16 protein-coding genes are annotated in these 14,496 nt (G+C 28.3%); 3 read left to right on the top strand and 13 right to left on the bottom strand.

What is annotated here, in order from left to right; translation table 11 throughout:
- Positions 1 to 64: 64 nt before the first annotated feature.
- The 7 genes from ABUA17_RS17425 to ABUA17_RS17395 all read right to left on the bottom strand — a co-directional run bounded on the left by ABUA17_RS17425 (position 65) and on the right by ABUA17_RS17395 (position 8,646).
- Positions 65 to 580 (bottom strand): type II secretion system F family protein, encoded by a 516-nt coding sequence (locus tag ABUA17_RS17425; protein ID WP_195951729.1) that lies wholly within the window; start codon positions 578 to 580, stop codon positions 65 to 67.
- Between the two features lie 14 nt (positions 581 to 594).
- Positions 595 to 2,271 carry a GspE/PulE family protein gene (locus tag ABUA17_RS17420; RefSeq protein WP_195951730.1) on the bottom strand — a complete coding sequence of 559 codons (1,677 nt, stop codon included), beginning with the start codon at positions 2,269 to 2,271 and terminating at the stop codon, positions 595 to 597.
- 149 nt (positions 2,272 to 2,420) lie between these two features.
- Entirely contained in the window at positions 2,421 to 3,170 is a 750-nt protein-coding gene (locus tag ABUA17_RS17415) for a prepilin peptidase (RefSeq protein WP_195951731.1), read from the bottom strand.
- Positions 3,171 to 3,428: 258 nt separating this feature from the next.
- The gene (gene groL / locus ABUA17_RS17410; protein WP_042399199.1) at positions 3,429 to 5,057 is read right to left on the bottom strand and encodes a chaperonin GroEL; all 1,629 of its coding nucleotides are present in this window, start codon (positions 5,055 to 5,057) and stop codon (positions 3,429 to 3,431) included.
- A 22-nt stretch (positions 5,058 to 5,079) separates the two neighbouring features.
- On the bottom strand, positions 5,080 to 5,364 hold the full coding sequence (gene groES, locus ABUA17_RS17405) for a co-chaperone GroES (protein ID WP_042399195.1): 285 nt from the start codon (positions 5,362 to 5,364) through the stop codon (positions 5,080 to 5,082).
- A 438-nt stretch (positions 5,365 to 5,802) separates the two neighbouring features.
- Positions 5,803 to 7,308, bottom strand: coding sequence for a 4Fe-4S dicluster domain-containing protein (locus ABUA17_RS17400; protein WP_055275593.1), 1,506 nt, complete (start codon positions 7,306 to 7,308; stop codon positions 5,803 to 5,805).
- A gap of 270 nt (positions 7,309 to 7,578) precedes the next feature.
- Entirely contained in the window at positions 7,579 to 8,646 is a 1,068-nt protein-coding gene (locus ABUA17_RS17395; RefSeq protein WP_042399186.1) for a M28 family metallopeptidase, read from the bottom strand.
- A gap of 314 nt (positions 8,647 to 8,960) precedes the next feature.
- On the opposite strand from ABUA17_RS17395, the gene ABUA17_RS17390 reads away from it, so the two are divergent.
- Both ABUA17_RS17390 and ABUA17_RS17385 read left to right on the top strand, forming a co-directional pair.
- Positions 8,961 to 9,308 (top strand): helix-turn-helix domain-containing protein, encoded by a 348-nt coding sequence (locus tag ABUA17_RS17390; RefSeq protein ID WP_349818171.1) that lies wholly within the window; start codon positions 8,961 to 8,963, stop codon positions 9,306 to 9,308.
- Between the two features lie 211 nt (positions 9,309 to 9,519).
- Positions 9,520 to 9,669 (top strand): hypothetical protein, encoded by a 150-nt coding sequence (locus ABUA17_RS17385; RefSeq protein ID WP_349818172.1) that lies wholly within the window; start codon positions 9,520 to 9,522, stop codon positions 9,667 to 9,669.
- A 106-nt stretch (positions 9,670 to 9,775) separates the two neighbouring features.
- On the opposite strand, the gene ABUA17_RS17380 is transcribed toward ABUA17_RS17385, so the two are convergent.
- The 3 genes from ABUA17_RS17380 to ABUA17_RS17370 form a co-directional block, all read right to left on the bottom strand.
- Complete coding sequence (locus tag ABUA17_RS17380) at positions 9,776 to 9,958, bottom strand: hypothetical protein (protein WP_342986021.1); 183 nt, start codon at positions 9,956 to 9,958, stop codon at positions 9,776 to 9,778.
- Between the two features lie 742 nt (positions 9,959 to 10,700).
- On the bottom strand, positions 10,701 to 10,817 hold the full coding sequence (locus tag ABUA17_RS17375; RefSeq protein ID WP_147576273.1) for an LPXTG cell wall anchor domain-containing protein: 117 nt from the start codon (positions 10,815 to 10,817) through the stop codon (positions 10,701 to 10,703).
- A gap of 335 nt (positions 10,818 to 11,152) precedes the next feature.
- Positions 11,153 to 11,818 carry a BRO-N domain-containing protein gene (locus tag ABUA17_RS17370; RefSeq protein WP_070102640.1) on the bottom strand — a complete coding sequence of 222 codons (666 nt, stop codon included), beginning with the start codon at positions 11,816 to 11,818 and terminating at the stop codon, positions 11,153 to 11,155.
- 157 nt (positions 11,819 to 11,975) lie between these two features.
- On the opposite strand from ABUA17_RS17370, the gene ABUA17_RS17365 reads away from it, so the two are divergent.
- Positions 11,976 to 12,110 (top strand): hypothetical protein, encoded by a 135-nt coding sequence (locus tag ABUA17_RS17365; protein ID WP_278336307.1) that lies wholly within the window; start codon positions 11,976 to 11,978, stop codon positions 12,108 to 12,110.
- Here the strand turns inward: ABUA17_RS17365 and ABUA17_RS17360 are convergent, their stop codons facing one another.
- The 3 genes from ABUA17_RS17360 to ABUA17_RS17350 form a co-directional block, all read right to left on the bottom strand.
- Positions 12,111 to 12,740 carry a hypothetical protein gene (locus tag ABUA17_RS17360; protein ID WP_055276336.1) on the bottom strand — a complete coding sequence of 210 codons (630 nt, stop codon included), beginning with the start codon at positions 12,738 to 12,740 and terminating at the stop codon, positions 12,111 to 12,113.
- Positions 12,741 to 12,855: 115 nt separating this feature from the next.
- A complete protein-coding gene (locus ABUA17_RS17355; protein ID WP_349818173.1) occupies positions 12,856 to 13,734 on the bottom strand; it encodes an N-acetylmuramoyl-L-alanine amidase in 879 nt (292 codons plus the stop codon).
- Positions 13,735 to 13,786: 52 nt separating this feature from the next.
- Positions 13,787 to 14,212, bottom strand: a complete 426-nt coding sequence (locus ABUA17_RS17350; RefSeq protein WP_055276340.1) for a phage holin family protein — start codon at positions 14,210 to 14,212, stop codon at positions 13,787 to 13,789.
- Positions 14,213 to 14,496 lie beyond the last annotated feature (284 nt).

Below are 14,496 nucleotides of genomic sequence, written 5' to 3'. Positions count from 1 at the left end.
ATTACTGGAAATCAAAATTTCCAGTAATATTTGATTTATAAGAAACTATATTACACAAAATTATCTACAGTCTCGGATAAGTTAAAGCTGCATCTATTTTTTTCTTTTGTCTATGTTGTTTATCATAATAATCAGCCATTTCTTCCATAACCTGATCTATATTTCCTGTTGCCTCTCCAACTTCAACCATTGCAGTAAGCATAAAAGGTATATCTTTATGTTTATGCAAAACTTCTGATAAAGAGCTTCCTTTTTGAACTTCATCATAAACATTTTCTAATATCTTTTTCAACTTTTTATGTTCAATTTGATCTTTTATCATTGCTATAGTTCTCATCATTGGTATACCTGCAGATAAAGTAAAATAAAATTGTCTACAAAGAATTGCTAAATGATCAAAAGGTATTCCCTTTTTAATATTAAACTCTAATGTAGCACCTTTATTATTCTCTCTTACTGAAATTGGGAATATTCCTTTACTTCTAAGCATTTCTTTTACATCATCTTGTGTTTCAAGATCAATCATTCCTTTAACTGTAGAACCATCTAATGATTTACCTTCATATAAAAAAACAGGCATTTATCATTTCTCCTTTAATCACCTAATAAAGTTACTCTTAACAATTCTTCTACTGTAGAATTACCATTCAATACAACATTCATTGCAGACTTGTTTAATGTTTTCATATTATTTCTTAATGCAGCATTTGTAATTTCTTCTAGTGGTTTATCTGCATTAATTAAGTCTCTTATTTCTCTATTAATTTCCATAACTTCATATATGCCAACTCTTCCCTTATATCCAGTATTGCTACATCTATTGCAGCCTACTTTTCTGTATAAAGTTAAATCCTGATATTTAGGCACTCCTAAAATTTCTTTTTCATAATCACTTGCTATATATTCTTCTTTACAATGAATACATAGTTTTCTTATAAGTCTTTGAGCTATAATTCCTACTAAAGCAGATGAAACAAGATAAGGAGCAACCCCCATATCTTTTAATCTTACTATAGATGATGGTGCGTCATTAGTATGTATTGTACTTAGAACTAAATGTCCTGTTATAGCAGCTCTAACAGCTATTTCGGCTGTTTCAGTATCTCTTATTTCCCCAAGCATTACTATATCAGGATCTTGTCTTAATATTGATCTTAATCCTGAAGCAAATGTTAATCCTGCTTTAGCATTAACGTTTACTTGATTAATCCCATCCATTGAAAATTCAACTGGATCTTCTACAGTGATTATATTTTTATCTTCTTTATTTAAATCCCTTAATAAGGAATAAAGAGTCGTTGATTTACCACTTCCTGTTGGCCCAGTAACTAATACTATTCCATGTGGCTTATTAATAATTTTATTTATCTTATCTAAATCATCATCAGCAATCCCCAGTACTGATTTATCAACATTAAATTCACTTTTATCTAATATTCTTATAACTATTTTTTCACCATTTACAGTTGGTAAAACTGACACTCTTAAGTCTACATTTTCATCATCAACCCGAGTAAATATTCTTCCATCCTGCGGAATTCTTTTTTCTGCAATATCCATATTACCCATAATTTTTATTCTGGTAATCAAACCAGCCAATGGTTCCTTTGGTGAGTCAAATTGCTTTTGTAATGCTCCATCAATTCTATATCTTACACAAACTCTATTTTCAAAAGGCTCTATATGTATATCACTTGCTTTACTTCTTACTGCATTTTGAATGATAGAATCAACAAGCTTTACAGCAGGTGCATTTTTTATATCTTCGCTTAACTCTTCTTCAAGTACCTCATTATTTTTTTCTTGATTTCTAAATTCTTCTGCAGTTTTTTTCATATAATCTTCTGAATAATATTTTGATATTGCTTGTGATATTTCAGCTTTACCACATAAAGCAATTTTAACTTCATATCCAGAAGCAATTCTAACATCATCCTCAGCTATTATATTAAGTGGATCATTCATTAAAACTAATAATTTACCCTCAATAAACTGAACTGGAAATACATTGTATTTTTTAGCTAAGGATTCAGAAATCATCTTAACAGCTTTTCTATCTACTGTTATCATATCTAAATAAATTCTTTGTATTCCAAGCTGTATCTCTAAAGCCTGTAATAAGTCATCCTCAGTAATAAAACCTCTTTCTATTAATACCTCTCCTATTTTATTACCTGTTTCTTTTTGAATCTTTAGCGCTTCTTGTAAGTCATTTTCTGTAATATAGTTAAGTTCAATTAACATATCACCTAACCTCTTTCTTCGATTCATTTTTCCTCCATGTAATACTTTAATATAAGGTTTATGTATATTTTTATTACTACCTTTTAAGTAATTATTTTTATTACTATATCTTAGTATAATTAGTAAACTATTGATATTCAATCATAATCTCATTTATTATTTAATTAAAAATTTAGTTAAAACAATCCTAAATAAATATCTATTAGCCTACTTCCATATAAGCAAGCTATTATTCCACCTATAGCTAAATATGGACCAAATGCAATCTCAGCTTTTCTTTCTTTTAACTTGAATATCAAGATTATGGTAGCAACTATTCCCCCTAAAATTATGGCTAAAAATAAAGTCACTAAAATACCCTTTATACCTAAAAATAATCCGCATATAAGTGCTATATCAATATCGCCCTCTCCCATACCTCTAGTTAAAACAACAATAAGGTATATAATACCAAACCCTATAAATGCACCTGCAACATAATTCCAAGGTATTGATTTTGTCTCTATCCATTCTAATGCTGCAAATAATATTCCAGATACTACTCCAAAAACTACTGTGGAGTTATAAACATATTTGGTTTTAAAATCAATAAACCCTATTACTATTAAAAGAGAAGCTAATAAGCAGAACTTAAATAAATTTAAGGTAAATCCAAATTTCAAATAAATTGCTACATATAAAATTGCATTTAATATCTCAACTATTGGATATTGTATAGAAATTTTCTCCTTACAACTTCTACATTTTCCACCTAAAAATATATAGCTTAACACTGGAATCAAATCTTTAGCTTTTAATTCATATCCACAATTAGTACAATGTGATGGTGGAAATGCAATTGATTCTTCGTTTGCTATTCTACAAATGCATACGTTTAAAAAACTTCCTATTACTAATCCAAAGATTACTACTAAAAAAATATCCATTACTACTCCTTAAAACAAAACTTACATTATATTATTATAGAAACAAATAATTGTAATTAATACTAATTAATTATATAGTACCATTTTTTATTACTATTTTCCATGTTTTATTCATTTTTTGTAATTTTTTGTATTTTACTACAAAAAAACTTTTCTTTTCTAATTATATCTAATAATAAAATAAAAATAAGGTTATTACTAACTCATAGTTATAGTTAATAATAACCTTATTTATTGAAATGTTAATTTTTATTTATATTAATACATTCCATCCATTCCGCCCATTCCTGGTGCACCTTGCATTGGTTGTTCCTTTTGTGGAATATCAACTACAGCAGCTTCAGTAGTTAAGAATGTAGAAGCTACAGATGCAGCATTTTGAAGTGCACTTCTTGTAACCTTAGTTGGATCAACTATTCCAGTCTTAATCATATTTACATATTCATCATGTAAAGCATCATATCCCATTCCAGCTTCACTGTTCTTAATTCTTTCAATAATTACAGAACCTTCAACTCCTGCATTAATAGCAATTTGTCTCATTGGCTCTTCTAATGCTCTTACTATAATGTTAATACCAACTTGAGTATCAGCAACATCTGATTTTAATTCTGCAACCTTGTTAATAACATTAACATAAGCTGTTCCACCACCTGGTACTATTCCTTCTTCAACCGCAGCCTTAGTAGCAGCTAAAGCATCTTCTATTCTAAGCTTTCTTTCCTTAAGTTCTGTTTCTGTAACAGCACCAACTTTAATTACTGCAACACCACCAGAAAGTTTAGCTAATCTTTCTTGTAATTTTTCTTTATCAAATTCAGAAGTAGTCTCTTCTATTTGCATCTTAATTTGATTAATTCTTTCTTTTATATTAGCGCTATCGCCTCTACCATTTACTATAGTAGTATTATCCTTTGTTATCTTAACACTTTCAGCTTGACCTAGCATATCTAAAGTAGTTTCTTTTAAATCTCTTCCTAACTCTTCAGAAATTACTTGACCACCAGTTAAAATAGCTATATCTTGAAGCATTTCTTTTCTTCTATCCCCAAATCCTGGAGCCTTAACAGCAACACAGTTAAATGTTCCTCTTAACTTATTAACTACTAATGTAGCCATTGCTTCACCTTCGATATCTTCAGCTATTATTAATAACTTCTTACCAGCTTGAACTATTTGCTCTAATACTGGTAATATTTCTTGTATGTTTGTAATCTTCTTATCAGTTATTAAAATTAATGGATTATCTAATACTGCTTCCATTTTTTCAGTATCAGTTACCATATAAGCTGAAACATATCCTCTATCAAATTGCATACCCTCAACTACTTCTAGTTCAGTACCCATTGATTTAGATTCTTCAACAGTAATAACTCCTTCATTACCTACTTTTTCCATAGCATCAGAAATAAGCTTACCTATTTCTTCATCAGCTGCAGAAATAGCTGCAACTCTAGCTATATCTTCCTTACCACTAACTGGTTTAGAAATTTCTAATATTTCACTAACTGCTTTATCTACAGCTTTTCTTATACCATTTCTAAGTAACATTGGATTTGCACCAGCTGTTACATTTTTTAATCCTTCTCTTATAATAGCTTGAGCTAAAAGTGTAGCTGTTGTAGTACCATCCCCTGCAACATCGTTAGTCTTAGTTGCAACTTCCTTTACTAATTGAGCTCCCATATTTTCATATGGATCTTCTAATTCTATTTCTCTTGCAATTGAAACACCATCATTTGTTATAAGTGGTGAACCAAACTTCTTATCTAAAACTACATTTCTTCCTTTAGGTCCTAATGTTACCTTTACTGTATCAGCTAGTTTATCAACACCAACTTGCATTGCTCTTCTAGCTTCTTCTCCGAATTGAATCATCTTTGCCATAATAAACTTACCTCCCAATTAATTATTCTACTATTGCTAATATATCGTCTTGCTTTAATATAATATATTCCTCACCGTCAACCTTTACGTCTGTTCCTGCATACTTAGAATATAACACCTTATTTCCAACTTCTACATCCATAGGAACTCTCTTTCCTTCAACCATTGCCCCTGGCCCTATTGCAACAACTTCTGCTTCTTGTGGTTGCTCTTTTGCTGTTCCTGTTAAAAGTATTCCACTCTTTGTAGTTGTTTCAGCTTCTAATTTTTTTATTACTACTCTGTCACCTAATGGTTTTATATTCATAAATAAACCCTCCTATATTTCATTTGTTAGCACTCACTTTAATAGAGTGCTAATATCTTTATATTTATAATATAATTTATAAAGTAAACTTTCAACAATTACTTTCTATATTATTACCTTACTAAGGTCAAATATTACTAATTATAGTAATTTATTTTTAATTTACTTTGTTTTCCATTACTTTTCTAAACATTTCATTCACTTATATATCCTAAATTTTCATTCAATGTTCTTTAATTTAAACTTTAAATTTATCCCTAATTTACTTATCACTCTGATTTATATTAAATTATCTTTATATAACCCAATATTAATTTTAACATAAAATTCCATATATTGAAATAAGCTGCGATTTCATCATACTATAGACAAATCCACAGCTCTATCTCATAACTTATTTATACAATAAATATCTTATATCAATTTTTATAACAATAACTATTCGTCTTCAGAAGGCATTCTTTCTAAATTAACATCTTCAAATTCCTCAAGAGTTCTATTCTTAAGAACAGCCTTAATAGTAGTTCCATTATTAATCTTAGTAAATGCAGCCTTAGCTCTCATTGGAGGAGCAATTACTCCTGCACCATTGATACATCCACCTTCACACATCATACCTTCAATAAAGTTTCCTGGTAACTTACCAACCTTGGCAAGCATCATAGTTTTTTTACAGTCAAGTCCTGAAGTTGGTATTGGTTTAAAGTCAACTTCAACTCCACTATCTGCAATATAATTCTTAATAGCTGCAGTCAATCCACCTGAAGCACCAAAGTTTCTTCCAAATACAGATGCATCATTAACATTTTCTTCTTCACATTCAAAAGGATTAACATCAAATGCTTCAAATAAAGCAAGTAATTCTTCAAATGTTAAAACATAATCAACTGCATCTTCTATTCCTATTCTAACAGCTTCACTCTTTTTCGCTGTACAAGGACCTATAAATACAACCTTAGCTTCTGGATCAACTTTCTTTACATACCTTGCTGCTGCAACCATTGGAGATACAGTTCCAGAAATTCTATCTTTTTCAGTTGGGTTAGTTTTTTCAATGAAATTTAAAAATCCTGGGCAACAGGAGTTAGTCATATATTTATCTCCTCTTTCCATTCTTTCAACAAATTCATTAGCTTCATGAACTGTTACTGCATCAGCTCCTAATGCTGCTTCAATCATTTCCTCAAATCCAAGTGCTCTTATAGCATTTCTAATCTTACCATAATTCATAGTAGGACCAAATTGACCAGTTATAGCTGGTGCAACAATTGCATACATCTTTCTATTTCTTCCAAGCCTCTTTGCAACTGGGACAATTAAGCTCTTATCAGAAATTGCTCCAAAAGGACATGCTCTCATACATGAACCACAATTAACACATAATTCCTGTTTAATCATAGCTCGTCTGTCATTAGGATTAATATCTAAAGCTCCTGTTGGACATGACCTCTTACAAGGTCTCATAACTTCAGATATAGCATCATAAGGACATGCTTTTTTACATCCCCCACATTCCTTACATAGCTCTTGATTTATATAAGCTCTTCCATTTACTATTGTAATAGCTCCAAAATTACATGCACTTTGACATCTATGAGCAAGACAGTTTCTGCATGAGTCTGTTACATTGAACTTGTTTATAGGACATCTATCACATGCTGCTTCAATAACATATATAATTTGTTCATCAGGTCTAATATCAATTAAATCTGGCTCAGCATTATCACCATTAGCAAGATATCCAGCTGCAAGCTTGGCTCTTTCTAAAACGATAGCTCTTTCTTTATAAACACAACATCTATATTGTGCAACTTCACCTTTAATAACCTCATAAGGAACCTTTTCAATACTTTCTAAACTAATTTCATCATTTTTTGCAAGTCTTGCAACTTCTGTTAATACCTCATGCTTTAACTTTTTAAGCTGAGTTTCAAACTTGAACATTTAACCACTCCCCTCAGTACTGTATACCACTTCTAATTATACAATATTTTCCCAATAACTTCTTTTCTTTTCCGAATATTCTGATAATATTTTTTCATATTTAAAGTTCAACATTTATCCTCAAAATCACATTTAATTTTATTTTTTTATAAATTAATTTCTAAATTTACTTATAAAAAAAATGATAGGATTTCCTTTTACAAATAAATCCTATCACTTCTTTAAAATAACTTAATAAATATACTTAATCAATTATAAAAAACTTCAATATTAATATATTTTTTCATCAGTCTTTATTATAAAATCAACTAATGCTTCTTTAATATCATCAATTAATTCAACATCTACAATTGACATATTATCATCATCAGTATGAACAACTCCTGTAATACCATCTTGCCCTATTACTAATGAGGCAGCATTTTCTCTTCTAAATGACATATGATCACTGCTACCTACAACTGCTCCTTCTTCATTCATTGCATAAGGAACCATCTCATAGTAAACATCATCTTCATCTAAAACTTCAATAAAATCATCATATAACTCTTGAGATGCAGGATCATTATTTTTCACTGCTAATCCTTCATTTCCTTTAACTCCAACACAATCAATATTGATATTATACCAATCATCATATGTTTCTTTAAATTCACTTACAAACTTTCTACTACCTATTAATCCAAGTTCTTCAGCATTAAATGCAGCAAAAATTATATCATATGGTGGTTTTTCATCACTATAATAATTAGCTAATTCCTTAGCACTTTCAAGTAAAACTGCAACACCAGATGCATTATCAATTGCACCTTCTATTTTGCTAACACTAATTTGTTGTGAATCAGTGTTGCTAGCTGCCTCTTCATTTTTCTTCCTTACTGTTACATGGTCAAAGTGAGCTGAAATTACAATTGCCTTAGAACTATCTTCACCTTTAATAACTCCAATTACATTATCAACTTCATTTTCATTATCTCCAGCAGGATTAAATATAGACCTCATTTCTTTATTTAAATCCACCTCTTGAAAATAGCTTCCATTATTAAATGGCTCTAACCCAATTGCTTCATAATAGTTTTTAATAAACTCTGCTGATTTAGTATTTTCATTAGTTCCTACTACTCTGGATAAATATTCATCACTAGTAAGTTCATTCATTATACTTTCAACATTTAAATCCTCTGGATTTTTTCCTGCTTCATTGTATGAACCTTGTTCCTTTGTTAATACCCCTTTACTAAATACACTTTGTTTAAAGCTACTTCCACATCCAGTAAAAAGCAAGCTTACTACTAATGCACTTGATATTATTGATATTAACCTCTTCTTTATATACATAGTAACCTCCCATAAAGTTATTAAGCTTTTGTCATTTTCACTTAGCTTATCCCTCTTATAACAATTCTATACATAACTTTAGTTACTATTCTACCTTTATATTGTTTTCCCTTGCAAATATATCATTAGAATAATTTTAGGTAATAAATCTCTATAAATCATACTTTTTAATGATTTATCATTTTATTAAAAGTATAATTTTCTATAAAAAACTATTGTTTTTTTGACGTTTTTTTGACGTTTTAAAATTTATATTGCTATAAAAGATTTAACTTTTTAAATTTGGATATTACTTAAGATGAGGTGATATTTTTATGAATCCTATTAATATTGATATTAATATAGATATTAATGATGATTTAATCAAAAAATTTATACTTGATATATATCAAGGAATCTATAATAAAAATAATGAATCTATAAAACATAGTACATCTTATATTAAAGCTCCTAATATTGAATTATTAACTATAAAAGAAGTATCCAAAACTCTAAAAACTGATGAACCTACCATCCGAAGATTAATAGATAAAGGTTATTTAAAAGCCTTAAAATTAGGCAGATTAAAAGTTCGCAGTACAGAATTAGAGAGGTTTCTTGATTGGGCAGAAGGTAAAGATCTTAGCGACTTAAATAACATAAAGAATATTAATAATCACTAATTATTATATGTAATATAGATTTATAATACTATGACATTATTTTTATAGTAATGTAGGCAAAATGTAAGCAATTTTATATTTGCCTACATTTTCTTTTACCTTGCTTTTGTAAGCAGATATCTTGTAATTCATATCCAACATTTACATTTGAAAATAGGCTTTATCTAACTTTATAATAATATTACTTACTTTATTTTAAGGGGGATTGTATATGACTACAAATGAAGATGATAAGAAAGAGCTGATATTAAAAATCGATTTCTCTTCTTTTGAAACTGTAGACAAGTTTATTGATTTCTTAAAGACTAATAATATAGATGTTAAAGGAATTGGAAGGGATGAATATTTAATTAAGATTTAGTTCTCTTGTTCTTAAATTAATTAATAAACAATAAAATTCTTGTTCTTAAATTAATTAATAAACAATAAAATGATAGATACTAACTATTAGTACCTATCATTTTATTTTATAAACTATTTCTTCTTTCTAAAATTAACTGTTCTAATTCTTCTAAATCTTCTAATGTTGCTTTATTTCTTATAAAACTTCTTGCAGAGCTTCTGCTTCTTAAATAACTGGAATATTCTCTATTATTTTCTGACCACTTTTTATTTGCCCTTGTTTGCGATTCACTTGTTTTTTTCTCCATAGATGTTTTACTCCCTATCTTATTATTAATATTATAAGGCTTACTATACTTATTGCTAATGCTAATAAACTTATAGATAAAGTTACCTTATCCATTTTTCTCATTTTCTATTTACCTCCTTAACTAATATGATATAATATAGTTAAGAAGAAGATTTAAGGAACGGAAGGGGTGCTAACCCTTCCTTTGATTACTTACTTAATGCAAGTATTAGATTTATTATAGCTGTTATCAAGGTTGTAATTGATGTTATTAGCTGTATTAAATCTTTAGGTTCTATTCCTTTTTTCTTCTTCTTTTTATTTGCCAATTTTCTCACCTCCTTACAATTATATTATACTACACGTAATATATAAATTCAATACTTTTTTTGTATTTTATTTAGAATTTTTTTATTATATAATGATTATTTTCTTTTCTATTGGCAATAATCTAAATAAAGTAATATCATTTTTTACAATTTAATAAATCCCCATAAAGACTAGTTGATATAACTGGTCTTATTTTTGATTTTATTGACTTATTTTATATTATATGGTATAAATAATAAAGAAGTATATATCTATACTTTAAATTGTTATTATTACCCAAAAGACAATCCCCCTGAAATAAGGATTGTCTTTTTTGAGTATAATAAAAACACCAGGATTATCTTGGTGCGTATTGTTGCTGTAGGCTTTGTGATGAAAGAAATATAAAAGAGTAGGTTGTCCTACTCTTTTTATATAACAATATATTAACATTATGACTTATTTCTTTTTTTCATATAGATTAATAAGCCTACTCCAATAATAATTATAATTCCTATACTAATAAGTAAAGGTGATACTTTAATAGCAACTAACTCTGCTTCTACCATCTAATTCATTCCTTTCAATTTAAGTATGTTCCCGAAAAATATAATACAATTATATCATATTTTGTAAATTGAATACTATTAATTAAATAATTATAAATCTAATATTTAAATATAGATTGTAGTTCTTGGTAGACTTTTTTAAAAGGTTATTTTGATACTTTTAATTTTAATTTCATTTTTTGATCTGTTTGTTACAATATTCTTTTTTTACATAGAAATTCATGATATATATTAAGATGTTAAGTTCATATGTTTTTACCTATAAATCCAGCTAGAAAATCAAAAGGAAATCACTTTCGTATACAATTGAGTGATTTCCTTTTCTTTTATAGTGATTACACTTTAAGTTCTATTTGTTCATATGGACGTTCCATTTTTATTACTCTTATACTTTCATCGATAATATTTATAGAATTTTTAAATGTATCCATATCTATATCTTCCCACTTTTTAACACCTAATAATAAAAATACTCTTTCTTTAACTTGCTCATATTCATTGTTAGTTCTTCTAATCCCTAATCTATTTTTGATATATTGACTTATATGTTTCTTGCTAGCTGAATTTATTTTGTAGTATTCAGAGCACTTCTTTTCAATTTCATTTATCTTACTTTTTACTATGTCGTTTATTAATATTTCAACTCTATTCTCTAGCATTGTATATGATCCAGTCTTTCTTATGCTTGGCAATACTTCATCAGTTACCCAATCTTGAAATCTTTCAGCTTCTTTCTTTTTAGACTTGAATATTAGCTTGTAAACTCCACTTTCTGTTAAAAAGTTTTCTCCTGCATTATTTAACTTTCGGATGTTGGAATTAACAACATCTGAATTCTTTAATTTAACTACTTGCTTATCGTTCATCTTTCTTACTACATCTCTTATAGAACTATCTGCAAGTTCTAAACATTCCCCACAATGATATGGATTAAATAAAACTTGTCCGTTCAATTCAAATACTTCTACTTTCTTATTTTCAAAAATCATTATATTATTCATTTTCTTATATTCCTTTCACTTCTAATTATTTTTTATCTGAAAATAAAAAGCTAGTAAGTAAGATTTCTCCTACCTACTAGCCTTGATAATTATAAATTTTAATTTTGGAGGGATTATTATATTTTTGTCGAATTTAATGTATTTAGGGGGTGATATTATGTCTAATAAATCTAGCTCTAAACCAACACCTACTCAACCAGTTGGGAAAAATACTAGATTTGAAGAAATTCGTAATGGTTCTGGTTACAAAGATAACTCTAATCTAGATATTTTATTTAAAAAAGGTAAATAATTAATTGTTATCCAGGAACTCCTTGTCAAAATATAATTCCTGGATAACTACATCATTTATTACACTATAGTAAGTAGTTTTTACTCTTTTAAAACATTCTGGATTTTTTTTAATTTCATCTTCATATTCTAATACTATATCTTTTTCATCTAATCCATCAACATCCCAATGCTTAACAAATCCTTGTGTTATTAATTCTCCACCTTTAAATATTCTTATCGGAATATTCCCTTCAACTTTAAAAAAGTCTTGCCATGGATTTAAACTGTTAGTTCTTTCAGGTTCTCCTATTTCTTTTCTCACTTTATTCAATATATCATTATTTACTTTCTTCGAGAAAAATATTAATCCATATCCAACGAGAACTATTGATATTAAAGTTACTATTACATAGATTAATATAAAACTTATATCGCTAAACTTTGACGTAATCTCTTGTATTGTTTTTACTTTATATATAATCATCAAAATTATTAAATTAATAATTAAAATTGGTATGCTATAAATAATTGATACTATTGTATTTTCCACATCAGTCTTAATCTCTTCCTTAGCTACTAGCAAGTCTTTTAACTTTTTCACTATAAATCCTGGAGATACGATCAATAATATTCCTATTAACTCTTCCATCAACTTCAACTCCTCTTAAGTAATATTTTATCATACATGTATCTCCTTTTGAATATAGTAATAAATTAAGATATTTAACTCTCCGTAATTATTAATTCATATATAACTTTTATAATTATAAATTTAATAATTTTCTCCAAGTATTTGCTCCGACTATTCCATCTGCACTCAAACCTTTAGATTTTTGAAAAGCAATAACTGCATTTTTAGTACCATTACCAAATATGCCATCTACACCATTAGTATTATATCCTAATGTAACTAATCTTTCTTGAAGTAATTTAGTTATATTCCCTTGTGCTCCTTTTCTTACAGTAGGACAACCAGCTAATGTTGCTTGTCCTGGTATTCCATCAACAGCTTGTTTTGAAAAACCTTGGTTATTACATTCTTGTTGTAATCTTCTCACCCAATCATCACCTTTGCTTGTATTAATTTGAACTGGAGATGATGTATTTGTATTAACTGTTGGAGCACTTGCTATATGATTATCTAATGCATCTACTATAGCCTTTGCAATTGCCTTATATCCAACTGAAAGATATTTATTTGCATCTTCTGTATCTACAAAACAAACTTCTATAAGCATAGATTTAGCTATAGTCTTTCTAATTACATAAAGTCCTGTACCAGCTTTAACCCCTCTATTATTAAATCCTAATGTAGCTATATTATTGCAAACATCTATTGCATCTTGGTATTGTCTACCTTCGTATGTGTATACTTCTACACCTTTACCACCGCCAGCATTAAAGTGAATTGCTATGAACCAGTCTAAATCTTCTCTATTAGCTTGTTGAACTACTAACCTTAAACTTTCATTTGTAGTTGCTGCATAATCTACTGTACAGTTATAAACTGTATTTCCTCTTTCTTTTAATAATCTTCTTACTTCTTCTCCAACTAATCTTGTATGTTCTCCTTCTTTTATAATTCCTACTGCGCCGGTTCCAGCTCCCCTTAAAGTATGTCCATCATTTACTCCAATTTTCATTTTTAAATTCCTTCTTTCTTAAATATATTTTTATAAATTAAAAGAACAGGATTTACTCCTGCTCTTTACTTAACTCTTTCTTTTCTCCATCTTTTAATTGTACTAATGCATCCTTAAGCTTTTCTGGTATAGGTAATCCTAATCCTGCACAATTTTCTAATAAGCTAATACCTTCGTTAGCTATGTAGAAATAGCATATAAGAGTTCTAAATACCCATGTTCCAGTATTTAATAGCCTATCTAGCAATACTGCTACTATTAAAACAATAAATATAACTGTTTTCCTTGCTATACCTTTAAGACCTATATCACTAGATACCTCTTTATTTATCCATGCTCTTAATACTCCAGTTGCATAATCTAATGCCATAAATGATACAAGAACAATAAGAGCAGTATCCCATGTTCCAAATAGCCATGTTACTCCAGTTCCTATTGCTGCTACAATAATTTTAAAATAGTTTAATAAGTTTTCCATTTTACACCCTCCTTTTAATTTTTGTATAAAAAAGAAGTTAGATTTTACTCTAACTTCTTAATTCTTTTGAATATTTATCTAAATTCTGAATATAATATTAATGTGATATGTACACTCATTATGGTAACTTCTATACATATTACAAGTTAGACTCTATTCCTGGAACGAAATTTTGGAATGGAGTCTGTTTTTATTTTACGAACAATTTAAATCAAGTGTGAGTTAAAATTATTTCATCATTATATTTATAGCCACCCTATTTAAATTATTGGTATCGCCTATAA

The organism is Clostridium sp. RTP31139st1_H3_RTP31139_211217, assembly GCF_040227035.1.
Lineage (GTDB): Bacteria > Bacillota > Clostridia > Clostridiales > Clostridiaceae > Clostridium > Clostridium saudiense.
This window is presented reverse-complemented; position numbering and strand designations above follow the sequence as displayed.